This is a genomic window from Ruegeria sp. Ofav3-42, from assembly GCF_022347725.1.
Classification (GTDB): domain Bacteria; phylum Pseudomonadota; class Alphaproteobacteria; order Rhodobacterales; family Rhodobacteraceae; genus Ruegeria.
The window spans coordinates 100584-125648 of the sequence record NZ_JAKRGB010000004.1 but is presented as its reverse complement, the minus strand read 5'-3'; the positions used below and the strand labels follow the sequence as shown (position 1 = coordinate 125648).

The window sequence follows — 25065 nt, the reverse complement described above, 5'->3', positions numbered from 1 at the left end:
GGTATTAATGTCTCAGTCCATTACCGTATTCACAACGATGAAGAACGAAGGCCCTTACATGCTGGAATGGGTCGCGTTTCACAAAACGTTGGGTGTCGATCACTTTGTGATTTTCACAAACGACTGTGACGACGGGACGGACAAGATCGCAGGGCGGTTGCAAGAGCTTGGACTGGCCACTCATGTTAGCAATGAGGTTAAAGAGGGCGGGAACCCTCAGCACCAGATGCTGCGACGTGCGCGGCGCCAGCCCAAGGTCAAAGAAGCCGACTGGCTGCTATGCCTGGACGTGGATGAGTTCTGGAACATCCGATGCGGCGACAATAGTTTTGGCGCTCTGATCGCTGAGATCGAAAGTCGGGCAGGGCAGCCGGTCGACGCCATCTCGTTTGCTTGGAAGTTGTTTGGGAGTTCCGGGAACATCAGCTTCGAAGACCGCCCCGTGACCGAAACGTTTTCGATGGGCGATCAGGAGTATCCCCATCATTCGGGCCGCGCCTACGGTCTGAAAACCCTGTTCCGGAACAATGGCAAGTTTACGCGATTTGGGCCGCATCGGCCGAAGGGGTTCGAAGAGGAAAAGGCGTCTGAGATCGCCTGGTCCGATGCTGGTGGCAAACTGTTCCCGGCTGAGAAGGTCGGTTGGCGGGCATGGCGCGGGTTTGACCACTCGCTGGGTCGGATTCATCACTATTCGGTTCGGTCTATGGACGGTTTCCTGATTAAACGCGACCGGGGTCGGACGAACCATATCAAGGTGGATCAGGGGCAATCCTATTGGCAGGACATGAACGCCAATAAAGAGCCGGACCAGTCCATCCTGCCCGCCGCGCGCCGCGCTGCGCCGTTGCTGGAAGAGTTGAAATCGGATCCCGAATTGAAGGAACAGCACGCGCAGGCCTGCGATTGGCATCGCGCTAAGGTGTCCGAAATCAAGATGCGCCCTGAATGGGTCGAGTTCCGCTCATGGCTGGCTGACAATCTGATCTGATAGCCATGACAGACGAACTTTCGAAAGAGCAGTTGAAACCGGAACATCCTGACCGCAAGACCGGGTATGAACGTATTCTGACCGACCCCGCGCCGCCGTGGTTTGTCGAGCTTTATCCCGGTGGTGACGGGACTGGTTTCCTGCAAAAGCTGGAGCGCCATTCAATCCTGTTCCATCAGCGCGACACCTCGCGGCTGGTTGTCAGCTTCGATAATATCGCCAACGCCAACGACCTGTCTTTCGCGCGCGAACCTTGGGGATGGAAGTTCTTTCGGGATGAAGGGTGGTCTCATATGGGGGTCTTTGCGCGCACCAAAGCGTGGTACCGTGACCCTGAGATCCTTTCGTATTTCGAAAGCAAAGTTGCCGAAGGGTTTTTTGAGCGGTTCGATCAGGTCGTTTTCGCGGGTGCGTCGATGGGGGGCTTTGGGGCATTGACCTTTTCGGCGAATGTTCCCGGTGCGAACGTGATTGCATTCAACCCGCAAACTACGCTCGATGAACGCCTTGTGCCTTGGGAAACCCGGTATCGGTTCGGTCGCGTGCAGGACTGGGATCTGCCAATGAGCGACGCGGCGCAGACAGTTCAGGCTGCGGGCAAGGCCTACGTGTTCTACGACCCGTTCTTTGATCTGGACCGCCAGCAGGTTGGGCGTCTGCAAGGCGACAATGTGATGTTGCTGAAGACGTGGTTCTCGAACCACTTTGCCGCGCCGATGCTTCGCAAGCTCGATATCCTAAAGCCGGTCATGCTGGGGGCGATGGATGGATCGTTGGACACGACCGAGTACTACAAGCTGATGCGCGCGCGGCGTCGATTGCCGCTATATATTCGGGGGATCGAGGCCGCCGGAAGGGAACGACACCCGGATTTGGTGCAGCGGGCAAGGCAGCGGTTTCGCCGACTGCGCCGACAAGCGTTGGCCGAGATGGCAAAGGATGCCCAATGACACCCGCCAAGGGCGTGTTCGTCGGCCAACGGAAGGACCGCATGGGCGCGCGGTTGCTGATGATGCTGACCTGCATACGTCTGGCCGAGGATTTTGACACGACCTATCGGGTGAACTGGTTCCCTCAGGGTGCTGATGCACCGGAATTGGATCACCCGCAGGAACTGTTTGCGCAAGGGTGGATGGATGATCACTTCCTGAGCCAGGAGGCATTCAGCGCACTGGCACAAGATGCCCTTCCGATCTGGTCTTTTCAGAATGATGAGTCACCTGATCGCCTGATCAAACATCTCAATTCCGGCAGGTCGGTGCTGGTTGAGGAAGGGTTCGAGGTTCTGGCCTTTCCCTGGGAAGACATCGAAGCCATTCGCCCAAGGTACCGCGGCTTTATCCGTCAGGTCGGGTTCACCGAAGAAATACGCGAAGTGATGGACCGCGCGGACGCCAAGCTATCAGGGCAGGGCGTGTCGGCCTATCATATCCGCCGCGGCGACATTCTGAACGGGTTGCCATGGAAACACACCACTTGGCCCGCGAAGATCGAGCCAGAAGAGCTGTATGAGGCGCATCTTGAGAAAAATGCCGATAAGACAGCGATCATGTTTTCGGATCAGCCCGAACTGATCCGGCGGTTTCAAAAGCGGTTTCCAAACCTGTTGCAGATGTCGGACATCGCCGATGTGTCGGGGATGACCCGCGCGAAACGTGATTTTCTGGAACTTTATACAATGTCGCGGGCGGATCAGGTAATTGCGCCGGTCATCTCTGCCTTCTCCATGGCCGCCGCCCGCATCTCAGGGCAGCAGCGCAAAGTGTTTCGGGATGTTCTCTCCGAGGATGAGTTCCAAGACGCCAGCGAGCGAGTAGTGCAGAGACTAAAAGGCGGTTCAGATAACTTTCTGAATGTATCAGAGGCTTCTCATATTTATGCCAAAGCCTTGTTTCACATTTTTCAGTTCGGTTCGGACGATCGATCCCAAGAAGCTTTCGATCTTGCCCGGCCACTGCTTGAACAAGGAGCTGACAACGCCTTTCTGCCACTACTGCAGTCTCTCAACTTGTTTTACCTGGGCAAATGGCGCGACGCACTGGAGATGACTGACCTAGCACTAAAGAGCAAAGATCTTTGGCCTGAGGATTACGCGGTCCTTTGCGCGTTACGTTGCGCGATATTAGGAAGGCTTAAGAGAAGATGGCAGGCAGCGGTCTCTTTCAGTCGGGCTTATTGGGCAAAACCACTTAGACCGGATGTCGTGGTTCTAGGCTCCCGCGCATTTTATCGAGATCAGTTGGCATTGCGTGTGCTTCCGCCAACAGATTGGTCGCTGCAATGGTATCTCAGGCGGCCATGGTTCAATTTCAATTCTCACGTCGCACAACGCAAAGCTTTGATCCGGTTACCGTGCAATTTCGATATGATCCTGTTGGACTGGTCCGATTTGGCGTTGGATCAAAAAGCGAAGAGACTGCTCACAGATCCTTCAAGGATTCAGTTGTTAACGGATGGTTTGGTGCGCGCGGGCGATATCCCTGAGGATGACCCTAGACGAAAGAGTCTGCAGATCGTCTTGAATACGCACATGGGAGATATCTCAAAATCCAACGCCATTGATGCCTCACGCAAGGTTGTTTCACTTAGGCCGGAAAACCCGTTGTATCACATAAGGTTAGCTTGCTTGTTTGAAGGGGAAGGGGATTTGCCGAAAGCGCGGCTGTCGATGGCTGAGGCACTGGCATGCGATCCGGACAATCCATTTTTAATATTTGCAATGGGACGTTTTTTAGAGCGAACCGGATCAGTAGAGCAGGGTGAAAACCAAATCCTGAGCGCCGCCGATATCGACGTCGCGACGGCCTCGATTCAGGGAAAAGCAGGTCAAATCCACCTCCGCCGGGGTAACAAAGGGAAAGCAAGGCAGTATCTTCAAAAGGCACATGATTTGTTTCCGCCGTACAAACGCTTTGCCAATCAATTAAAGCGAGCCGGAGGGTAAATGACCGCATTTCCCCTTGGTAGTTCCGTCAACTCGCCGTAATTTACAGGCAAATTCTGAATGATCCCATTGAACTTTGGGCAACAAAAACAAACAGGGCAGTCACGCATGGCCGATCAGGACCCCCGATACATCAGCATCACACCGATGAAGAACGAAGGCCCGTTTGTGCTGGAGTGGGTGGCGCACAATCGTGCGATTGGTGTCGATCAGATGGTTGTGATGACCAACGACTGCACGGACGGAACAGACGCTTTGCTGCAGCGCCTGGACGATACAGGCGTCCTGACCCATGTCGACAACAATTCGCGCCGGAAAACCAGCCCACAAAAACGTGCCTACAAGACCTTTCTCAGGATGGAGATTGCGCGCCCGCAGGACTGGGTCATCGTTATCGATGCCGACGAACACATCAACGTCAAGACAGGGGACAACACGCTGCGGGCACTGACTGACGCCATCCCCGACGCAAAAACGATTTCCATGACCTGGCGGTTGTTCGGGAATGCTGGGGTCGTGCGATATGAGGATCGTTTCTTGTCGGATCAATTCCGGCAAGCGGCCCCTGAGCGGATTTTTCGACCGCCTCAGGCGTGGGGTTTTAAAACGATGTTCCAGCGGGGAATTTGGGATGCGCTGGGTGTTCATCGCCCCAAGCGGCCAACGGTCGAGACCATGGAAGAGTGTCACTGGTACAACGGATCGGGGCAGTTGATGCCCGAGCGCTATTTTGACAAAAGTTGGCGATCGGCGCGGGACTCATTCGGGTATGATCTGGTGCAGGTCAACCATTACGCGTTGAAGTCCTGCGAAAGCTATCTGGTCAAAAAGATGCGCGGTCGCGCCCACCATCTGGGCGAGAGCCTTGGCTTGGAATACTGGAACATGATGAACCAGAATGCCGAGACAAATACCTCGATCGACGCCATTCTGGACCGCAAGCGTGGGTATTACTACGAAATGCTGTCCGATCCCGAGATTGCTTCACTGCACCACGCATCCTGTAATCTGCACCGACAACAGATTGAACAATTGCGCGACTTGCCCGAAATGCAGGACCTAATGCAGCAGATGACTGCGGGATTCGCGGCAAGCCAACAGGCATGACGCAGAATTTCTCTGGGACAGGAGCGCAATAATGCTTTGGCTGCATATGGGAATGCCCAAGACTGGCACAACCGCGCTGCAGGGGTATTTGCGCGGAAACGCGGATGTGCTGAACGAAATCGGCTTGCGGTACATGGAAACCGGTCGACGAAGGTTAGAGGGTAAGAGGCGTCTGGCGGTAAGCCACAATACCATTGCGTTTCACATCAATCAGACCTCTCAGTCGATGGATCAGTTTCGCGCGGCCATGACCAGCGAATACGATGCGCATGCCGATCAGACCTGTCTTGTATCGTCCGAGATGTTCTATTCCTGCGATCTGAACAGGTTGGCCGAGGTTTTTGCGGAAATACCATCGCGTTCGCTGAGGATCACATTCTACTGTCGCCGTTATTCCGATTTCTTCGAAGCGGGCTACAAGCAGCGCGCCAAAAACGGGCGATTGCCCATTGGTGGGACCGAGTACATTCGCCATCAATTGGATCAGATCCGCAATCGGCCAGCGATGTTTAGTTTTTCCGCCAAGCTGGCGCAGATCCGGACTGCCTTTCCCGGTGTCACGGTGGCTCCGCTTTTGTATGAACGCTCCGAAATGGTTCAGGGCAATGTCGTCGATGATTTCTTGTCGCGGATCGGTACGCCTCTGGAGAAAGACCGTACGGGCGGCCATACGTCGAACCCGTCTCAGTCACGTGCTGCCAGCGAGGCATTTGGAATCGTCACCCGCGCGATTGGGCGCAAGAAAAGCCGCCAATTGCGTCGGCTCGTTGTTGATGATCCGGTTATGGTGCGCCGAAACGACGTGTTGGAGCCCGACGAACGTGCGTGGCTGGACGAATTTCTGGCCAAGGAAGACACCGCGTTCCGGCAGGAGTTTTTTCCCGACCGGTCCGAACTGTTCAGTCCCAAGCAGTTGGGTGAAGAAGACAAGAATTTCCGCAGGGATTCGCCCGAAGAGTACGAGGCATTGCGCAAAGCGTCAGAGATCGTGTTCCGGATGGCATTGGAAAGCTGACCATCATTCCAGGATGGGGACTTCCTGACGCTTCTTTCCGGTTGTCTTGTCGAAAATCAGGATGCGGTTGTCGTCGGTGACGACCGCGTACCAGTTGTTGCCGATCGTCACAGCTTGCGCCTTTGCTCCGTCAGGCAGCTCGATCTGGTCGGGCAGGGTGGGCGTTCTGTCCGATAGCCGGATGACAATCAGTGCGAATGTCACTAGAACCCCGCCAATCATCACCGCGGTCAGCAACATGACCATTCTCCGCAGCAAGCGAAGCTGTGGCGTTTCCTGCGGTTCTTGGGGTTCGGAAGGGACAGTCATGGGCACCCGTCAGATTGAATTTCACATCGCGGCCGATCCGCCGCCTCGCCTTGATAAGGCGCTTTCACGGGATGTTCCAGCCGATGAAAACCTGTCGCGCACGCGGCTGACCCGATTGATCGATGAGGGTGCCGTAATTGTCGACGGCTCTGAGGCTCGCGATCCCAAAGCCAAAGTGGCGGAAGGGGCGGCAGTGATCATCACGGTTGCCGAGGCCGAAGAGAGCCATATCGGACCCGAAGACATCCCGCTGGAGATCGTTTTTGAGGATGCGGATCTGATCGTCATCAACAAACCGGCAGGCATGGTCGTACACCCTGCGCCGGGATCGCCCAGCGGTACATTGGTCAATGCGCTGCTGCATCACTGTGGCGACGACTTATCCGGTGTTGGCGGTGTTAAGCGCCCGGGGATTGTGCACCGGATCGACAAGGAAACCAGTGGGCTTTTGGTGGTCGCCAAGTCAGACGCGGCGCACCACGGTCTTGCGGCTCAGTTCGAGGCGCACAGTGTGGAGCGTTACTATCGCGCGATCTGTTATGGTGTGCCGGATGCGAATGATCCGCGCCTGCGCGGGATCAAGGGCGTCAGCTTTGAACCCGGCAACATCATGCGCCTGACGACGCAACTGGCCCGGCACAAGACCGACCGGCAGCGGCAGGCCGTCTTGTTTCATGGCGGACGGCACGCAGTGACGCGCGCCCGTCTGGTGGAGACATTCGGCGCTCCTGCAGGCATCGCCCTGATCGAGTGCTGGCTGGAAACCGGCCGCACGCATCAGATCCGCGTACATATGGCCCATGCGGGTCATGGTCTGGTTGGTGATCCGGTATACGGGGGTAAACGCAAACTCGCAGCGAAGGCTTTCAGTGCCGCCTCTGCCGAGGCCGTGCGCAGTTTTCCGCGGCAAGCGTTGCATGCTGCCGTTTTGGGCTTTGAGCACCCTGTAACCGGTGAAAACCTGCGGTTTGAGGCTGATTTGCCCAAGGACATGGAAAATCTGATTGAACGGCTTCGTGTGCCCCTGTCATAATACGCAAAGTTACGTGATAAACCCGTTCTTAGCTTTCCTTTATCAATCGTTAATTTCAAACTGTTAACGGTGCCTCTTGAATGGATTGGGAAGGATTCCCATATCCCATGTTAACGAAGTAAACATTTGTCGGAGGGACATGAAACATGGCAAATTACGCAAATCTCCCCGCGCCGACGCCGGAAGGCGGGCTGAACCGCTATATGCAGGAAATTCGCAAGTTTCCTTTGCTGGAGCCGGAAGAAGAATACATGCTCGCCAAACGTTGGGTGGAAGAGCAAGATACTGAATCTGCGCATAAAATGGTCACGTCGCACCTGCGCCTGGCGGCCAAGATCGCCATGGGCTATCGCGGCTATGGCCTGCCGCAGGCTGAAGTGATTTCCGAGGCCAACGTGGGTCTGATGCAGGCCGTCAAAAGGTTTGATCCGGAAAAAGGCTTCCGCCTGGCAACCTATGCGATGTGGTGGATCCGTGCCTCGATCCAGGAATACATCCTGCGGTCGTGGTCATTGGTCAAATTGGGCACGACTTCGGCGCAAAAGAAACTGTTCTTTAACCTTCGTAAAGCCAAAGCTCGCATCGGCGCTTTGGAAGAAGGGGACATGCGTCCGGAAAACGTCGCTCAGATCGCCAATGATCTTGGTGTGACTGAAGAGGAAGTCATCAGCATGAACCGCCGCATGTCCGGTGGCGATGCCTCGCTGAACGCGACCGTCGGGTCCGAGGGTGAAGGCACCATGCAATGGCAGGACTGGCTGGAGGATGAAGACGCCGATCAGGCTGGCGATTATGAGGCGCGCGACGAACTTGATGCGCGACGCGAATTGCTGGCAGCAGCTTTGGACGTTCTGAATGACCGTGAGAAGGACATTCTGACTCAACGACGCCTGATGGATCAAGCTGTTACGCTGGAAGAGCTCAGCACGCAGTACAACGTCAGCCGTGAACGTATCCGGCAGATAGAAGTGCGCGCGTTTGAGAAGCTGCAGAAGAAAATGCGCGAACTTGCGCGTGAAAAAGGAATGTTGGGCACCGTCTGACCCAATAAGCATCAGCCCGCCGGAATGGCGGGCTGATTTGTTTTAAGCGAAAATGAAATCGTTTTCGGACAGATGGCCTGGCCATACGCCCGTCAGGGCAATACTGTCGCCGTCATCAAGCTCAATCGTTGTTCGGAAGATTCCACCCGCAATATCGTCTTCGATGTCCTCAAAACTGGATATGCCTTCATAGCCTGATAGGTCGATCTTGTCCTTTCCGACTTTGAAATCGACGATCCAGTCATCGCCGTCTCCGTTTTCAAAGACAAACGTGTCCTTGCCGCGACCGCCGAATAGAGTGTCATTGTCGGCCCCGCCATCGACCACGTCCGACCCTCGGCCGCCGAAAATCGTGTCCTCGCCCTCATCGCCGCGCAGAATGTCCTTGCCGCGCCCGCCAAAGATGACGTCATTTCCGGCGCCACCCAGGGCTACATCATCGCCCCTGCCCGTGTTGATGACGTCCCGTCCGCCTCCGCCATGGACGAAGTCCTGACCGCGCCCGGTAAAGTAAAACGCATCCGAGTCATCTCCCAGAATGAAGTCGGTGTTTTTTTGGCCCAGAATGTCGCTGACGGACACGGGCAGCAAAACACCGTTGAGTATGTGAATAATCCCGTTAGACGCTTCCACATCAAACCCGATCAGGCCAGGGTCGGCGATACCGTCATCCGCGTCGCCCAAGCTTGGCGGAGTGCTTTCCAAATTCAGCTTGACTGATGATCCCAGTAGCGTTGGGATCTGAGCGCCGTTGCCCAAACCAGACACAGCTTCAAGATCGAACGCGCCGTTGACTACGTGGTACTTCAGGATGTTCGTCAACAGGGGCACCGGGTCCCCGCCACCCAACAGGGTCAGCGCTTTGACAATGTGCCCAAGCGCGCCTTCCTCGTCCGAGCCGGTGTAGCCCAAAGTTTGCGCCAAACCGACGAACGCTGCGTCGTTTGGTGCAAAAACGGTCAGGCTGGCTTCGGGATCGTCCAGCGCTCCGGCCAGCCCGGCGGCGACAACGGCCTCGCGCAGGATGTCGAAATCTTCGTTGTTCTCGTCGAACGATCCTACGGCGCCGCTCATCAACACGGTTCCTGTGATTGTCGGCGTCATTGTGTCTGTCGGTGTTGGCATTTCTGGCTATCTCCCACCCAGTTGGTCACAACATCAATCCCGGGCGCTTCAGAGGCACACAATGCCATTTTCCCGGTGACATAGTTGCTACGTCGGAGACAATGAAACGGATCAAGAAATTCAGAGAATTGCTGATGTTGCGCTGTTTCACCAGCGGGTCAATTGGAGGTTTTATGGTCTCTTTTCAGTAAGTTATTGCTACTTCTGCTGAATCTGCGAAACAGTGCTCGCAATCAAAATTCGACAAGTTCTATCCGGGTCCGTAGTCATTCCCGTTACCCTGACCGTTTGTGAAAAAGTCGGATCAGGAGGAGTTTCAATCTGCCGAAACCAGCCGAAATCAAGACCAAGAAATGCCTGACTTGCCCCCAGTTGATTGATACAGTTAGCGCAAGCAGTCAGACAATGAGGATGCGTCATGCAGCAGCCGGTTCAATGGGGCGTTTTGGGCGCCGCGAAGTTTGCGCGCCAGTATATGGCTCCAGCCATTCATGCGGCCGACGGTGCCCGATTGGCAGGGCTGGCCACGTCGGATGCAGCCAAGGCTGAGCCGTTCCAGCGGTTTTGCCCTGATCTGACGGTTTACGGCAGCTATGACGCGCTGTTGGCGGATCCCAAGATCGAAGCGGTCTACATCCCGCTGCCCAACCACCTGCACGTCGAGTGGAGCCTGAAGGCGTTGGATGCCGGGAAACATGTGCTGTGCGAAAAGCCGATGACGATGACAGCGACCGAGTTCGCGCCTTTGATCCAAAAGCGGGACGAGACCGGATTGCTGGCCGCCGAGGCCTATATGATCGTGCATCACCCGCAGTGGCAGTTCGTTCGTAAGCTGATCGCAGATGGTGCGATCGGGAAGCTCGTGCATGTGACAGGGGCTTTTAGCTTTGATAATCGTGCAGATACCGGGAACATCCGCAATCGGGCCGAGACGGGTGGCGGCGGGCTGCGTGACATTGGAGTCTATGTGATCGGCAGCGCGCGGTTTGTGACAGGGCAGGAGCCTCTGTCCGTCGAATCCGCGATCCGGTGGGAGGACGGTATCGACGCATTTACCGAAATTCGGGCACAGTTTCCGGGCTTTACCTACTCCAGTTACGTGTCCATCCGGATGCACCTGCATCAGGAAATGGTGTTCCATGGCGAAGGCGGTATGATCCGCCTGACCGCGCCGTTCAATGCGCGTGTATTTGGTGAGGGGCGGGTGGAGCTGCACCGACCGGGCCTAGAGGTGCAGGTTACACGCTTCCCCGGCGATGATCATTATAAGCTTCAGGTCGAGGCCTTCTGCCGGTCGGTTCGCGACGGTATTGACTATTCGTGCCCTCTGGAATTCTCGCGCGGTACGCAAGAGATGATCGATCAGGTGTTCGAGGGTGCAGTCTCCCTCTGACTTGCCACGTCGCGCTTGGCCAGTCTAATCTGGCGATCACCCGATCAGGAGGGAGACCATGGCAGGCGGCTGGGCGCGCGACGGCGCGGTGAGTGAACAGATCGAAGCGTCCATTTCGGACGAACTGGCCCGGATGCAGGCGCAAAAGCGCCCTGTCGGGGAAAGCCTGACCCATTGCGGCGAGTGCGAAGAGCCGATTCCGGAAAAACGGCGTCTTGCATTGCCCGGTGTAAAGCTCTGCCTCGATTGCCAACAAGAGCGGGACGGCACCTTCAAGGCCCGTTCCGGCATTAACCGGCGCGGGTCCAAAGACAGTCAACTGAAGTAAGCGGGGCAACAGGATGCCCGCAAGCAAAGAGAAACAGCCGCTATTGCAAAATGGGCTGGTTCTTGGGTTTCTGGCGGCGATCCTGTGGGGCACACACAGCGTCATTGTTCGATATTTGACTAACGATCTCGGCGGGCTGCAGATTGCCGTGACCCGGTTGTTAATCGCAGCACTTGCCATCTATTGCATGCTCTGGGTTATGAAGGTCTCGGTGTCGATCCGGATCGGCGACTGGAACTTTCGGTTGGCCGTTCTGTCCACGGTGGTCAATTACATCCTGTTCCACATCGGGCTTGAACATACCGGTGCGGCCAACGCCATGGTTCTCGAGAATACCGCGCCGTTCTTTGTTCTGGTGTTCCTGTACTTCTTTGCGGATACGCCTGTCACGCGCACTGATGTTCTGGCAACTGCACTGGCGATTTTTGGTGTTTTCCTAACGGTTTATAAGGATTTTCAAGGCGGCGGCGAGCCTCTGTTCGGCGATCTTCTGGAAATAGGAGCGGGTCTCAGCTGGGCCGTCTTCCTGATTGCCAGCAGCCGGGCGATGCGGAATTCTGAATCGACCGAAGAGCGTTTGAATTTCCTGTTTGGGATTTTCCTGTGCTCTGGGGTGTTTCTGTTACCGTTGGCCGTCTTTTCACTGCAAGCGCCGACGGCCAACGACGTTGTCTTCCTGATTCTGCTGGGGGTGCTGCCAACCGCCTTGGCCTACTACCTGTGGTACGAGGCTGCGGCGCGTGTTTCGACATTGACGGCCACGTTGATGTTTGCCGCATCCGTGGTGTTCACGTTCATCAATTCGGCCTTGTTTCTGGGGGCCGCAATCACTCCGATCGCGGCCCTTGGGGCAGTGCTTATCGTGGCCGCCGTGTTTCTGACGACCAAAGCCAAAAGCGATTAATCTTCCATGGCTTCCAGTTCGTCGATGAAGCTGGAAATCATCGACAGGCCCTTGTCCCAGAACTTCGGATCACTTGCGTCCAGCCCGAATGGGGCCAAAAGTTCCTTGTGGTGCTTCGATCCACCGGCGCGCAGCATCTCGAAATACTTGTCCTCGAACCCATCCGAGCCACTTGCGTAAACGGAATAGAGCGCGTTCACGAGGCCGTCACCAAAGGCATAGGCATAGACGTAGAAGGGTGAGTGGACGAAGTGCGGGATATAGGCCCAGAAGGTCTCATAACCTTCCATGAATTCGAATGCGGGTCCAAGGCTTTCGGCTTGAACGCTCATCCACAAAGCGTTGATGTCGTCCGGGGTCAGTTCGCCTTCACGGCGGGCGGCATGCAGTTTGCATTCAAAGTCGTAGAAGGCGATCTGGCGGACGACCGTGTTGATCATGTCCTCGACTTTGCCCGCCAGCAGCACCTTGCGCTGTTCCGGGGTTTCAGCCTGATCCAGCATTTTGCGGAACGTCAACATTTCGCCGAACACGGAAGCGGTTTCAGCCAGAGTCAGCGGGGTCGAAGACAGCATCTCACCCTGATCTGCGGCCAATACCTGATGGACGCCGTGGCCCAGCTCATGCGCCAGGGTCATCACGTCGCGAGGTTTGCCCAGGTAGTTGAGCATCACGTAAGGATGCACCTCGGTAACGGTTGGATGCGCAAATGCACCCGGCGCTTTACCCGGTTTAACCGCCGCGTCGATCCAGCCTTTTGAGAAGAATGGCGCTGCAATCTCACCCATGCGCGGGTCGAACGCGTTATAGGCGTCCATTACGGTTTTCTCGGCCTCATCCCAACCGACAATGCGGGTGTCTTCCATCGGCAAGGGGGCGTTGCGGTCCCAGACTTGCATGACGTCCAGGCCCATCCATTTCCGCTTCAGCTCGTAATAACGATGGCTGAGTTTGGGATAGGCGGCCACGACCGCCTCACGCAGGGCCTCAACGACCTCGGGTTCGACATCATTCGACAGGTGGCGACCGGTCTGAGCAGTTGGCATCTGGCGCCAACGATCTACGATTTCTTTTTCCTTGGCTTGCGTGTTGTGCACGCGGGCAAAGGTCTTGATGTTGTCTTGAAACACGCTTGCCAGCTCGCGCGAAGCGGCTTCGCGTTTGGCGCGATCCTGCTCTGTGAGCAGGTTCAGAGTGCCTTCTATATTCAGTTCTTCGCCGTCGACAGTGAAGGTCAGACCGGCAATGGTTTCGTCGAACAAACGCTCCCACGCGTCGCCAACCACGCCGAGGTCGTGCAGGAATTTCTCGAGCTCATCAGAAAGTTGGTAGGGCTTCATCGCACGGATGCGGCGGAAGACAGGCTCGTACCGAGCCAGATCGGCATTGGCGTCGAAATGGGCTTTCAAAACATCATCTTCGATGCGGTTGATCTCGAGCGTAAAGAACACCAGCGGGGTGGTGAAGATCGTGATCTTTTCCTGCATGTCCGACAGGAACTTGGCGCGCTCGGCGTCGGTGGTCAGCTGGTAATAGCGCAGACCAGCGAAGGACATGACGCGTCCGGCGATGGAATTGATTTTCTCATTGCGCTGAACGCAGGTCAGCAGACCATCGGCATTCAACTCTGCCAGCTTGCCCTCGTAATCTGCGGCAAAAGAGGCGCATTCGCCTTCCAGCCACTCGAGATCTCGGGATAGCTCGGGCGCATCCTCTGACGTGTACAGATCGGTCAGATCCCATTCCGGCAGGTTGCCCAGATTGTCGGTGCCCCCGACAGCATTAGCGTCACGGACGGGAAAGGGAAGGTCGCGCATGGATCACCTCGAATAACAGCTTTCGCCAACATCTAGGCGCGGAGCAAGAGGATCACAAGCGGTGCGTGTGGGGGTCCCTAATTCGACAGGGCCGGTTCCGGCGCTGTATCCGGCTGAGCGGCTTTGAAATGCGCGGCCAGTTGGTCAAAGACCGGTCCGCGTACCTCCGGAGCTTCCATCAGTACCTCGTGTTCGCCATCTGGAATTTCTACCAAGGTTCCACTGGGCCAGTTTGCTACGCGCGCGCGAATGGCCTTGCGGTCGACGATCTGTTCGTGGCTGCCCAGGAAGGTCAAACTGGGTGTTTCAGGAGCTGTTTGTTCCATCAACCAGGCGCATTCATCCAGCGCCTCACGCAGCCATATTGTCGAAGGCGCGCCAAGGGCAAGTTCAGGATGTGCGGCCAACTGGTCCTTCATCATCTGGAACATGTCCGGATCGCGGGTCAGTACATTACCCTCAAAGGGTTGGGATGCGACGTAGCTCTCCAAAGTTGTGGTCGGAGGAGTTTTTTCCCCCAACCCGATCCGAGGTCCCCAGTAGGCTGTCAGACGGCTGAGTGGTTTCATGATCGGTGTAAAAAAGATGCCCCACATCGGACCGGTAAAGGCGCAAGCTGCAAAACAGTTTTTTTCCAACGCGGCGCGCAGGCCGATTGCCCCGCCCATGGAATGCCCAATGACGAACCATGGCTTTGGCAGGTTCAGCTCGGTCGCCAGATCCAGGGTGGCCTGTACGTCCTTTTGATAGTCCGTGAACTTGTCGACGTGACCGATCCTGGGATCATCCAACAGCCGGTCCGCCAAACCCTGTCCGCGCCAGTCGACGGCCAAAAAGGCAAAGCCCCTGCTGGTAAACTCGGCAGACGCGTCGCCATATTTCTCGACATACTCAGTGCGGCCGGGGAACATCATCACCGTGCCGCAAGCATCGCCTTCGGGCAGCCAGTGGCCAACCCGAATGCGTGTATTGTCCGCTGTGATCAGCCAATGGGCCGTACCACCGGCGGGGACGCCGGCCATGTCATCAAAGAAAGGGGCCGGCGACAGTTCCATCAGGCCAGCACCGACGCCAGCTGCATGGCAACGCCCATGTCGCCGTCTACGGTCAACTTGCCGGACATGAAGGCACCGGTCGGGTTCAGTTCACCGCTGAGGATTTGTTCGAACGTCTCGGCATCCGCGCTCATGGTGACGTCTGCGTCTTCGTCGCTGACGCGGGCACCGCTTGCGTCCAGAACGATCGAGCCCAGATCGGCGATGGCAAATTTTGCCGACGCGCTAAAATCGCCGCCCGACAGTTTTTCGTTCAGCGCGGCTGCGGCTTTTTCCAGAGTGTCGCTCATGATTCTCCTCACTATGTTTTGTGCGCCGGGAATGGACATCCACGGGCGCTGCGCTACACTGAACGTTGTTATGAGCATTGCAAGCACCAATCTCAAAGGTATCGTTGCGGCAACAGCGCTTCTAGTCACGTTTTCCTTCCCTTGTTCCGCTCAAACGGCGGATTCTCGGGATGAAGAAGAGCTATTGCAGCAATTGTCGCAGGCAACCCCCGAACAGTCGATCAACATTGATCGCCAACTCAAGGCACTGTGGGCGCAATCCGGATCAGCCTCGGCGGATTTACTGCTGGAGCGTGGCCGAGAAGCGCTGGATCATGGGGACACACAGGCCGCAATTGAGCATCTGACTGCGTTGACGGACCACGCCCCTCAATTTGCCGAAGGTTGGCATGTTCGGGCGTCCGTGTTCTTCGGGATCGATCTTTTCGGCATGGCCGCCGCCGATCTGGAGCATGCGCTGACGTTGAACCCGAACAATTACGAGGCCATCTACGGTTTGGGCCTGATTTTCGAGATCATCGGTCAGCCCGACAAAGCTCTGGAAGCCTATAACCGTGCTTTGTCTATACATCCCCATCATGAAGAAGTAACCAATGCCGTGAATCGACTGAAGCCTCAGGTCGAGGGCTCGGCCCTCTAAAGAACCGGGGCAGGGGGCAAAGGTGAGCGGGTCATCCCGAATCGTGGCCGTACTTGGCCCGACCAACACAGGTAAAACCCACTACGCGATCGAGCGGATGCTGGGGCATCGAACAGGTGTGATCGGCCTGCCGCTGCGTCTGCTGGCGCGTGAGGTCTATGACAAGATCGTCGCGATCCGAGGGCCGTCCGTCGTGGCGCTGGTCACCGGTGAAGAGCGGATCGTACCGCCGCGCACCCAGTATTGGGTCTGTACGGTTGAGGCGATGCCCGAAGGCATGGGGGCGGATTTCGTGGCCATTGACGAAATTCAGCTTTGCGCGGATCCCGAGCGGGGCCACGTGTTCACCGATCGTCTGCTGCGTGCGCGTGGGACCAATGAGACGCTGTTTCTGGGTTCTGACACGATGCGCGGCCCTATTGCGGCACTGGTGCCCGAGGCGCAGTTTGTCCGCCGTGAACGCATGTCCCAATTGGTTTATGCGGGCTCGAAAAAGATCAGCCGGATGCCGCCGCGCAGTGCTATCGTCGGATTTTCAGTTGAAAACGTCTATGCCATTGCCGAATTGCTGCGGCGTCAAAAGGGTGGCGCAGCGGTGGTTATGGGGGCGCTCAGCCCACGAACCCGGAACGCGCAGGTGGATCTCTATCAGAACGGCGAGGTTGACTATCTGGTCGCCACGGATGCCATCGGAATGGGCTTGAATCTTGACGTAAACCACGTGGCGTTCTCGTCCCTGACCAAGTTCGACGGCAGGCGGATGCGTCCACTTGCGCCGAACGAATTGGCCCAGATCGCCGGTCGGGCAGGACGTGGAATGTCGGACGGCACCTTTGGCGTCACCGGCGAAGCACCACCTTTGGACGATGGCGTTGCACAGGCGATCATGGATAGCCGGTTCACGCCGATGAAAAAGCTGAACTGGCGGAATGCCGCCCTGCGGTTTGGCTCGGTTGAGGCTCTGATTGCCTCGTTAGAGGTCGGCCCGGACAGCGAACATCTGATCAAGGCGCGCCCTGCCGACGACTTGAATGTGCTGAAATCGCTGTCGCAGGTCGCTGAAGTCGCGGCGCGCGCCAGTGACGGTCCGTCGATCCGATTGTTGTGGGATGTGTGTCGAATCCCTGATTTTCGCGGCATCAGCCACTCCGAACACGCTAGTCTGCTCGAAGTTATCTACGGCCACTTGCACGAGCGCGGTTCAATCCCAGATGATTTCATGGCGCGGCAAATCCGCCGTATCGACAAAACGGAAGGGGATATTGATGCGTTGTCCAAAAGGTTGGCATATATTCGCACCTGGACATATGTTGCGCAACGAAACGGCTGGGTCCGTGACGAATCGCATTGGCGCGCCGAAACGCGCACTGTAGAAGACAGACTGTCGGACGCTCTTCACGAACGTTTGACTCAAAGATTTGTGGACCGGCGCACGTCAGTGTTGTTGCGCCGGCTCAAACAGAAGGAGGCCCTTTTGGCCGAAGTAAATGACAAGGGTGAAGTGACCGTCGAAGGCGAATTCGTCGGTCGTTTGGAAGGGTTCCGGTTTACACCGGACAAAAGCGCGCAAGGAACCGAAGCGAAAGCGCTCAAATCGGCGTCCCTGCAAGCACTCGCGCCGCAATTCCATCTGCGTGCCGATCGCTTCTACAATGCGCCCGATACCGAAATTGATTTCACCGATCAGGGTGGCTTGATGTGGGGCGAATATGCCGTCGGCAAGCTGGTTGCCGGGGCAGAGCCTCTCAAGCCGATGGTCGAGGTGTTTGTGGACGAGGCCGCGGGTCCGGACGTCGAACAGAAGGTTCAGCGCCGCTTGCAGCACTTCATCGACCGCAAAGTGGCCGCTCTGTTCGAGCCGCTGCTGAATCTGTCGCGGGATGAAGAACTGTCTGGCCTGGCGAAAGGATTTGCTTTCCGCATGGTTGAGGCGCTGGGCGTTCTCCCGCGCGCTCAGGTCGCACAAGAGGTCAAGGATCTGGATCAGGACGCCCGTGGCGCATTGCGCAAGCACGGTATCCGCTTCGGTCAGTTCACCATCTTCATGCCGCTGCTGCTGAAGCCCGCCCCGACGCGCCTGCGTCTGGTTTTGTGGGCCCTGGCCGGCGGTCTGCAGGAATTCCCTGACGCGCCGCCTCCGGGACTGGTTACTGTTCCGGTCGCCAAGGATGCGCCCGAAGGCTACGATACCATGTGTGGCTACCGCGATGCGGGCGAACGCTCGATCCGGATTGATATGCTGGAGCGTCTGGCCGACATGCTGCGCGCAGAAGACAGCCGGGGCGGGTTTGAAGCCAAACCCGACATGCTGTCGATCACCGGTATGACGCTGGAACAGTTTGCAGACTTAATGCAGGGCTTGGGCTACAAGGCCGAGCGCGGTGAGCGTGAAAAGGTCAAGGCGGTATCGGTTGAGGCCGAAAAGCCTGCGGCAGAAGCTGCCGAACAACCTGCTACCGAAGAAGCACCAGCGCCCGAGGCCTCAGCTGAAGAGGTCGCCACAACCGCCGAGGCGCCAGCCGAGGCCACCGAAAGCGCAGAGGCGGTAGCCGATGCACCTGCTTCGGACGAACCTGAAGTTGAGGTCTTCTATACCTTTACCTGGGGCCGTCAGCGTCAGGCCAATCGTGGTCCACGCCGTGAACAGCGTCAGGGGCAGGGCAAAGGCAAGCCACGCGGTAAACCCCAGGACGGTCGCGGCAAGCCGCAGGGCAAGAAGGGCGGAAAACCTCAGGGTTCCAAAACCTTCTCTTCACGGCCTCCGAAGAAAGAAAAGGCTATCGATCCGGATAACCCGTTCGCAGCAGCGCTGATGGGTTTGAAAGACGGTAACTAAGGCGAGATGGCCGAGGCCAAGCTGCGGATCGACAAATGGTTGTGGCAGGCGCGGTTCTTCAAGACCCGTAGCCTGGCCGCCAAGCAGGTCAGCGGTGGCCATGTCAGGTTGAACGGAAACCGGGTGCTGAAACCGGCACAAGCGGTGGCCCCCGGTGACGTTCTGACCTTCCCGCAAGGCCGTATTGTTCGGGTTGTACGGGTCAAAAAGCTGGGCGAACGCCGCGGCCCGGCACCCGAGGCGCAGACGTTGTACTTCGATATGACGGAAAAGAAGGACGCGCCGCCCAAAAATCCGGGATTTGAGGGAAAAGGTCGTCCGACTAAGAAAGATCGACGCGCGCTTGATCTTTCTCGCACCAAAGAGGGCTGATCCGCCCTTGAAGACAGTATAATACTGGATTAGCTAGACGCCCAAACCGCTAATGGGAATCCCACAATGACCTATGTTGTCACCGAAAACTGCATCGCCTGCAAATACACCGACTGCGTCGAAGTATGCCCGGTGGACTGTTTCTATGAAGGTGAGAACACACTGGTCATCCACCCGGATGAATGCATCGACTGCGGTGTTTGCGAACCGGAATGCCCAGCGGATGCAATCCGTCCTGATACCGAGCCGGGGATGGATCAATGGGTTGAGTTCAACCGGAAGTACTCGGAGCAGTGGCCGGTGATCGTGACCAAGAAAGACCCCCTGCCTGACGCAGAAGAACGCGACGGCGAAGAAGGTAAGATGGAGAAGTATTTCTCTGAAGCACCCGGCGAAGGTGGCTAGGCGATTCGCTCATTGAACCGGTTGGTTCAATTGCCAATTCAAGACGTATACCTCTGAAAAACATCAGACTTTCTGAGGGTCAGGGGGGTCGGCCTTTCGGGTGCCGCAATTTTGTGATATACTCCTAAGCTGAATGATGAATGAGATGGGGATGTGCTCCGTAAGTATGTGCGCTTTGGAGTCGTGATTTTTTGACATACTTGTCGCCTGACCGGGCCTGCAACTGGCGTGGTTTGGGGTCTTTTGTTGTCTGCACCTCGCTCTCGTAACCAAGGATGAACCTGTATGTCTAAGTCGAAAAAGCTTGAGTTCCGCCCGAACGACTATGTTGTCTACCCTGCCCATGGCGTTGGCCAGATCATCTCGATCGAAGAGCAGGAAGTCGCGGGATACTCGCTCGAGCTGTTTGTCATTTCCTTTGAGAAAGACAAGATGACCCTGCGGGTGCCGACCAATAAGGTCACGGAATCCGGTCTGCGGTCGCTCAGCTCGCCTGATGTTATCAGTCAGGCGATGAAAACGCTGAAGGGCAAGGCCAAGGTGAAACGCGCCATGTGGTCGCGCCGGGCACAGGAATACGAGCAAAAGATCAACTCGGGTGACCTGATCTCGATCGCTGAAGTTGTTCGCGACCTGCACCGCACCGATGATCAGCGCGAGCAGAGCTACTCTGAGCGTCAGCTGTACGAAGCTGCGCTGGAGCGTCTAACCCGCGAAGTTGCTGCTGTTTCCGGCGCCGATGAAGTGTCCGCAGCCAAGCAAGTTGATGAGGTTCTGACCTCGCGCGCTGCTGCTGCTGCGTAATCTCATCTGTTTTCAATATCCAAGCCGCTCTCGAAAGGGGGCGGCTTTTTTCATTTTCGCGGCTTGGTGAACGTCTGAATTGCCGTTAATTTCCCAATAGACAGAGGCATGTAGATGGCGAATGTGAAGCAAGCAGTTAAGTACCTGTATGTCGGGCACGACCCGATTTCGGTCTGGTTTCGCTATGTCCTGATCCTGTTTGATGCGGTCACAATCGTCTTCTTTGTTGCAACTGCCAGAGGCGAGCACGGTCCAGGATTCACGGTTGCCAGCCTGATTATCGGGTTGTTCATCGTGCTGGATTTTTCGGCACGGATGTGGATTGCGAAAGATCGTTGGAAGCTGCTGCGCAAGATCTACACACTGGCCGATATAGTCGTGATCGTTTCACTTCTGGCTGATCTTTTCTTACCGTGGAATCTGGCGTTCCTGCGGATCCTGCGTGCTTTGCGCCTGATCCATTCCTATCATTTGCTGAGGGATTTACGGCGCGACAGCGATTTCTTTCGCACGCATGAGGACGCGGTAATTGCGGCGATCAACCTTTTGGTCTTCGTATTCGCCACCTCGACGGCTGTTTTGGTTTTCTTCATCCCTGAAAACAGCCCGAACGCATATATCGACGCGCTTTACTTCACGATGGCCACGCTAACCACGACCGGGTTCGGAGATATCACTCTGGCCACGCCCGGGGGCAAACTGTTTTCGGTCTTCATCATGATTGTCGGCGTGGCGTTGTTCGTCCGATTGGCTCAGGCAATCTTCATGCCGCAGAAAGTGCGTCACAAGTGCTCCAACTGTGGTCTGTATCGCCACGATCCCGATGCAGTGCACTGCAAGCACTGCGGCGAGACGCTCAGGATTGAAACCGGCGGGACCAGTTAGATCGCTGCGGCCACCGCAGCCAAAAACGCAAGCTCGGCCAGTTGCTGCGACGCGCCCAATACATCCCCCGTCTGACCTTTGATCTTGGCTTTTGCCACCATAGCCAGGGCAACGACGACTAGTGCGGCAAACACAGTGGGGATCAAAGCGCCAGATCCAAGCAGCAACATGGACAAGCCAATGGCAAGGCCGAAACCAATTGCTGCAGTTTCGGCCTTTGGACCGCCGACAGAATGGCTCAATCCACTGTTTCGGGCGTTCGGCAGCGCGGACATAAGTACCGGCATGAACGCGCGAGATATGATGCAGGCCGCCAGTATTCCTGCGTATTTGTTTGCGGCCATCAGGGTTGCAACCAACGCGACGCGCAGCAATTGTGTGAAGATCAGGGTCAGGACACCGTAGGCACCAATATGGCTGTCTTTCATGATTTCCAGCCGGCGATCGGTGGTGAAGCCGCCCCAAAAGCCATCGGCCGTGTCGGCCAACCCGTCCTCGTGCATCGCGCCCGTGGCTATGACCAGCACTGCCACCAAGACCACCGCACCTGCCGTTGCTGGCAGGTTCGTGGTCATGGCAACCCAACCGAATGCACAGGCCAAAAGGCCGACCACCAGCCCAACCAAGGGAAATGCCCAAGCCGCGTTGGCTTGCCTTGAAAACACATTTTCCGGCAGGCGCGGTATAGGCAGGCGCGTCAACAGCACCAGCGACAGCGGAAAATCCCACGCGGAAAAGAGTTTGGTGTCGTTTTTGTTCACTCCCGCGCCTTTCGGGGTCTTGTTGGATCGGACGCTTCGGTTAAACACACAGGACCACTCTGATGCAACGAGGCTTTGGATGCTGCCCGAACTAAAAGACCTGAATACACTCCGAGACGCCCTGAACAACGCTCCCGGACCCGAGGATACGGCACTGCAAGGTGCCGCTGAGCGGAACGGACAATTGACCAAACCCCCTGGAGCCTTGGGGCGGCTCGAGGATCTGGCGATTTGGTATGCAGGCTGGCGTGGGGATGCCCGGCCGCAGATCTCGGCCCCGCAGGTCATCGTGTTTGCCGGAAATCATGGCGTGACTGCGCAGGGCGTATCGGCCTTTCCGCCAGAGGTGACCGTGCAGATGGTCATGAACTTTGAACATGGCGGCGCGGCGATCAACCAGTTGGCTAAGGCGGCAGGTGCGGCGATGGATGTGCACGCGCTGGATCTGGACCGACCCACGGCGGATTTCACCTCAGGCCCGGCCATGTCCGAGGATGAACTGCTTGAGGCCCTGCGTGTAGGTTGGACAGCTGTCGACCCTAATGCGGATTTGCTGGTGGTCGGAGAAATGGGGATTGGCAACACGACTCCGGCGGCCGCCATCGCTTGTGCTTTGTTCGGCGGTGGGGCAGCGGATTGGACCGGCCGCGGCACCGGCGTCGACGATGCTGGCCTGGCCAACAAAACCCGCGTTGTGGCCGAGGGCGTGGCCCTGCATGGCGGATCGGGCGACGGGCTGGAAATCCTGCGCCGTCTGGGTGGGCGTGAAATCGCGGCCATGGCCGGCGCCATTGCTGCAGCCCGTGCCCTGCGTATTCCGGTCATTCTGGATGGCTTTATCTGTTCGGCTGCGGCGGCCTGCCTGGCTGATGCATCCGAGGGCGCGCTGGATCACACTGTCGCAGGCCACCAAAGCGCCGAGGGCGCGCATGGTGCGGTGCTGGCCAAGCTTGGAAAAGAACCGCTGTTGAGCCTTGGGCTGCGTCTGGGCGAAGGCTCGGGCGGGGCGCTGGCCATCAACATCCTCAAAAGCGCTGTCGCGTGCCATTCCGGTATGGCGACATTTGCCGAAGCGGGCGTTTCGGACGGCTGATCAAAATGGCCTGATCCGAAAAAAAACGGATCAGGCCGATTTCTTTGCGTGTTTCTCGGCCAGTTCCAAAAGCTCGGTCTCAAGATCTTTCTCAAGCTGCTGCGCGCGTTCGATGTACTTCTTGTTGTCTGCGGTTGGCATGCCGGGAATCCACAGCTCTGCCAGATCGCGCACAGAAGACCGGTCGTGGTGGTAAAAGGTCTGCTCGGCCTGCGCGGCCTCGTATTCGCTCAGTCCAATGTTTTCGAGGACATAGCGGCCCGCTCGTAGCGACCCGTCGAACATCTCGCGCACAATGTCGTCTGCACCGGCTTGATATAGCTCGTAGACATGGGTGCGATCATGCGCCCGTGCCACGATGTGCAGGTCCGGGCGTTGACGACGTGCATAGCCCACCAGTCGTGTGACCTGTTTGGGGTCGTCCATTGCAGCAACCAACACGGCCGCCTTTTCAATCCCGGCGGCACGCAGCAACTCGGGCCGTGTTGGGTCGCCTAAGAACCCTTTGACGCCAAAACGGCGCATCAGTTGGATCGTCTCGATATCGTGGTCCAGCACGACGGTCTTGAACCCGCTGGCCCGGACCAGCCGGTTCACGATCTGACCAAATCGCCCAATCCCGGCGATGATGACCGGGCCTTTTTCGTCGATCTCATCCGGCTCGGCCTGGGGGACGCCGTCACCGATACGGCGCGAAAGCTGGTCGTAGATGATGAACAAAAGCGGTGTGATCAGCATGGTCAGGGCGATGATCATCAACAGCTTCTGGGACAGGTCGGGGGGGATGACGTTCTGCTGGGTCGAAAAGGCCAGCAAGACAAAGCCAAACTCGCCCGCCTGCGCCAAGCCCAACGTGAATAGCCAGTGATCCCGGCCACGCAGCCTGAACGCGCGCCCGACGAGATACAGAATGACCCCCTTCGCCAATATGACCAGCAGCGCCAGGCCGATCAGGTCGAGCGGGTCGTTGAAGAAGTACCCCACATCGATCCCGGCACCGACCGTTATGAAAAACAGACCTAGAAACAGGCCTTTAAACGGTTCGAGGTCGCTTTCCATTTCATGCCGGAACTCCGAGCTGGCCAGAACAACGCCCGCCAGAAACGCGCCAAGGGCTGGGGAAAGCCCGACAAGGGTCATCAGGAAGGAAATGCCCACGACTATCATCAACGCCAGCGCCGTATACATCTCGCGCAGGCGCGTGGCGTGTATGAACCGGAAGAGGGGACGTGTCAGGTAGATGCCCGCCAGAATGACAAAGGCAACCGCGCCAATCGTGACAAGGGTAACGGCCCAGCCCGGCAAGCCTTCGACCAGAGACAGGCTGTGATGCGCCGCGTCATGCGCTGCGCCCGTGCCTCGATCGATCGAGCCATCGCTTTCGAGATGAGGAATGGCCGGCAGAGCCAACAGCGGCAGCAATGCCAGAATTGGAATGACCGCGATATCCTGCGTCAGCAGTACCGAGAACGTGGCCCGGCCGCCATTCGTCTGCATAAGTCCCTTTTCCGAAAGGGTCTGCAGAACAATCGCAGTCGAGGACAAAGACAAGGTCAACCCGACAGCCAGAGCGACCGACCACGGGTGGTTTGCGTACATGGCTACAGCGGCGATTGCGGCTGTGGACAGCAGAACCTGCAGGCCCCCAAGACCCAGCAGCCGATCCCGCATGTCCCATAGCGCCCTTGGTTCCAGCTCGAGCCCGATCAGGAACAGCATCATGACGACGCCGAATTCGGCCACATGCTGCAGGCTTTCGGTCTCAGCACCGACCAGACCGAAAATAGGTCCGATAACGATACCAGCAGCCAGATAACCCAGAACTGACCCTAACCCCAGACGTGCCGACAACGGCACTGCTATCACGGCGGCAGCCAGATAGATTGAAGCCTGGTAAAGGAAATCGTCCATGTCT

The 25065-nt window shown here is 57.1% G+C and carries 24 protein-coding genes; 17 read left to right on the top strand and 7 right to left on the bottom strand.

What is annotated here, in order from left to right:
* Window positions 1–7 precede the first annotated feature (7 nt).
* The 5 genes from MHN28_RS08225 (at window position 8) to MHN28_RS08205 (ending at window position 6057) form a co-directional block, all read left to right on the top strand.
* On the top strand, window positions 8–991 hold the full coding sequence (locus MHN28_RS08225) for a glycosyltransferase family 2 protein (RefSeq protein WP_239337870.1): 984 nt from the start codon (window positions 8–10) through the stop codon (window positions 989–991).
* A 5-nt stretch (window positions 992–996) separates the two neighbouring features.
* The gene (locus MHN28_RS08220) at window positions 997–1941 is read left to right on the top strand and encodes a hypothetical protein (protein WP_239337868.1); all 945 of its coding nucleotides are present in this window, start codon (window positions 997–999) and stop codon (window positions 1939–1941) included.
* A gap of 59 nt (window positions 1942–2000) precedes the next feature.
* A complete protein-coding gene (locus MHN28_RS08215) occupies window positions 2001–3935 on the top strand; it encodes a hypothetical protein (RefSeq protein WP_239338176.1) in 1935 nt (644 codons plus the stop codon).
* Between the two features lie 108 nt (window positions 3936–4043).
* Window positions 4044–5042, top strand: a complete 999-nt coding sequence (locus tag MHN28_RS08210; protein WP_239337866.1) for a glycosyltransferase family 2 protein — start codon at window positions 4044–4046, stop codon at window positions 5040–5042.
* Window positions 5043–5073: 31 nt separating this feature from the next.
* On the top strand, window positions 5074–6057 hold the full coding sequence (locus MHN28_RS08205) for a hypothetical protein (protein WP_239337863.1): 984 nt from the start codon (window positions 5074–5076) through the stop codon (window positions 6055–6057).
* A gap of 3 nt (window positions 6058–6060) precedes the next feature.
* Here the strand turns inward: MHN28_RS08205 and MHN28_RS08200 are convergent, their stop codons facing one another.
* Complete coding sequence (locus tag MHN28_RS08200; RefSeq protein ID WP_239337861.1) at window positions 6061–6366, bottom strand: DUF6476 family protein; 306 nt, start codon at window positions 6364–6366, stop codon at window positions 6061–6063.
* Between MHN28_RS08200 and MHN28_RS08195 the strand changes: the two genes are divergently transcribed.
* Both MHN28_RS08195 and rpoH read left to right on the top strand, forming a co-directional pair.
* Complete coding sequence (locus MHN28_RS08195) at window positions 6365–7399, top strand: RluA family pseudouridine synthase (protein ID WP_239337859.1); 1035 nt, start codon at window positions 6365–6367, stop codon at window positions 7397–7399. The two genes, MHN28_RS08200 and MHN28_RS08195, sit on opposite strands and share 2 nt — an antisense overlap.
* Before the next feature lie 146 nt (window positions 7400–7545).
* Window positions 7546–8442, top strand: coding sequence for an RNA polymerase sigma factor RpoH (rpoH, locus tag MHN28_RS08190; protein ID WP_239337857.1), 897 nt, complete (start codon window positions 7546–7548; stop codon window positions 8440–8442).
* A gap of 42 nt (window positions 8443–8484) precedes the next feature.
* On the opposite strand, the gene MHN28_RS08185 is transcribed toward rpoH, so the two are convergent.
* Entirely contained in the window at window positions 8485–9516 is a 1032-nt protein-coding gene (locus MHN28_RS08185; RefSeq protein ID WP_239337855.1) for a fasciclin domain-containing protein, read from the bottom strand.
* Window positions 9517–9985: 469 nt separating this feature from the next.
* Here MHN28_RS08185 and MHN28_RS08180 point away from each other — a divergent pair, with 469 nt between their 5' ends.
* From MHN28_RS08180 to MHN28_RS08170, 3 genes are read left to right on the top strand one after another with little or no spacing between them, the layout of a single operon-like run.
* Window positions 9986–10960 (top strand): Gfo/Idh/MocA family protein, encoded by a 975-nt coding sequence (locus MHN28_RS08180; RefSeq protein WP_239337853.1) that lies wholly within the window; start codon window positions 9986–9988, stop codon window positions 10958–10960.
* A gap of 58 nt (window positions 10961–11018) precedes the next feature.
* A complete protein-coding gene (locus MHN28_RS08175) occupies window positions 11019–11288 on the top strand; it encodes a DksA/TraR family C4-type zinc finger protein (RefSeq protein WP_239337850.1) in 270 nt (89 codons plus the stop codon).
* 13 nt (window positions 11289–11301) lie between these two features.
* A complete protein-coding gene (locus MHN28_RS08170) occupies window positions 11302–12192 on the top strand; it encodes a DMT family transporter (protein WP_239337847.1) in 891 nt (296 codons plus the stop codon).
* Here MHN28_RS08170 and MHN28_RS08165 read toward each other — a convergent pair.
* From MHN28_RS08165 to MHN28_RS08155, 3 genes are all read right to left on the bottom strand, one after another.
* Entirely contained in the window at window positions 12189–14009 is a 1821-nt protein-coding gene (locus MHN28_RS08165; RefSeq protein WP_239337845.1) for a M3 family oligoendopeptidase, read from the bottom strand. The genes MHN28_RS08170 and MHN28_RS08165 overlap by 4 nt on opposite strands.
* Window positions 14010–14086: 77 nt before the next feature.
* Window positions 14087–15064: an alpha/beta fold hydrolase gene (locus tag MHN28_RS08160; RefSeq protein ID WP_239337843.1), complete on the bottom strand. Its 978-nt coding sequence runs from the start codon at window positions 15062–15064 to the stop codon at window positions 14087–14089.
* Window positions 15064–15354: an SCP2 sterol-binding domain-containing protein gene (locus tag MHN28_RS08155; protein ID WP_239337842.1), complete on the bottom strand. Its 291-nt coding sequence runs from the start codon at window positions 15352–15354 to the stop codon at window positions 15064–15066. The genes MHN28_RS08160 and MHN28_RS08155 overlap by 1 nt, the downstream gene beginning before the upstream one ends.
* Before the next feature lie 70 nt (window positions 15355–15424).
* Between MHN28_RS08155 and MHN28_RS08150 the strand changes: the two genes are divergently transcribed.
* From MHN28_RS08150 to MHN28_RS08125, 6 genes are all read left to right on the top strand, one after another.
* Entirely contained in the window at window positions 15425–15994 is a 570-nt protein-coding gene (locus MHN28_RS08150; protein WP_239337841.1) for a tetratricopeptide repeat protein, read from the top strand.
* A 22-nt stretch (window positions 15995–16016) separates the two neighbouring features.
* Window positions 16017–18830: a DEAD/DEAH box helicase gene (locus MHN28_RS08145; protein WP_239337840.1), complete on the top strand. Its 2814-nt coding sequence runs from the start codon at window positions 16017–16019 to the stop codon at window positions 18828–18830.
* A 6-nt stretch (window positions 18831–18836) separates the two neighbouring features.
* On the top strand, window positions 18837–19202 hold the full coding sequence (locus MHN28_RS08140; RefSeq protein WP_239337839.1) for an RNA-binding S4 domain-containing protein: 366 nt from the start codon (window positions 18837–18839) through the stop codon (window positions 19200–19202).
* A gap of 66 nt (window positions 19203–19268) precedes the next feature.
* Window positions 19269–19607: a ferredoxin FdxA gene (gene fdxA, locus MHN28_RS08135; RefSeq protein ID WP_170742515.1), complete on the top strand. Its 339-nt coding sequence runs from the start codon at window positions 19269–19271 to the stop codon at window positions 19605–19607.
* 285 nt (window positions 19608–19892) lie between these two features.
* Window positions 19893–20411 carry a CarD family transcriptional regulator gene (locus MHN28_RS08130; RefSeq protein WP_239337838.1) on the top strand — a complete coding sequence of 173 codons (519 nt, stop codon included), beginning with the start codon at window positions 19893–19895 and terminating at the stop codon, window positions 20409–20411.
* A 114-nt stretch (window positions 20412–20525) separates the two neighbouring features.
* Window positions 20526–21296: a potassium channel family protein gene (locus MHN28_RS08125; RefSeq protein ID WP_239337836.1), complete on the top strand. Its 771-nt coding sequence runs from the start codon at window positions 20526–20528 to the stop codon at window positions 21294–21296.
* Here MHN28_RS08125 and cobS read toward each other — a convergent pair.
* Window positions 21293–22057, bottom strand: a complete 765-nt coding sequence (cobS, locus tag MHN28_RS08120; protein ID WP_239337834.1) for an adenosylcobinamide-GDP ribazoletransferase — start codon at window positions 22055–22057, stop codon at window positions 21293–21295. The genes MHN28_RS08125 and cobS overlap by 4 nt on opposite strands.
* A 79-nt stretch (window positions 22058–22136) precedes the next feature.
* Here cobS and cobT point away from each other — a divergent pair, with 79 nt between their 5' ends.
* Window positions 22137–23150, top strand: coding sequence for a nicotinate-nucleotide--dimethylbenzimidazole phosphoribosyltransferase (gene cobT, locus MHN28_RS08115; RefSeq protein ID WP_239337831.1), 1014 nt, complete (start codon window positions 22137–22139; stop codon window positions 23148–23150).
* A gap of 30 nt (window positions 23151–23180) precedes the next feature.
* On the opposite strand, the gene MHN28_RS08110 is transcribed toward cobT, so the two are convergent.
* Entirely contained in the window at window positions 23181–25061 is a 1881-nt protein-coding gene (locus MHN28_RS08110) for a monovalent cation:proton antiporter-2 (CPA2) family protein (protein ID WP_239337828.1), read from the bottom strand.
* Window positions 25062–25065: the final 4 nt, after the last annotated feature.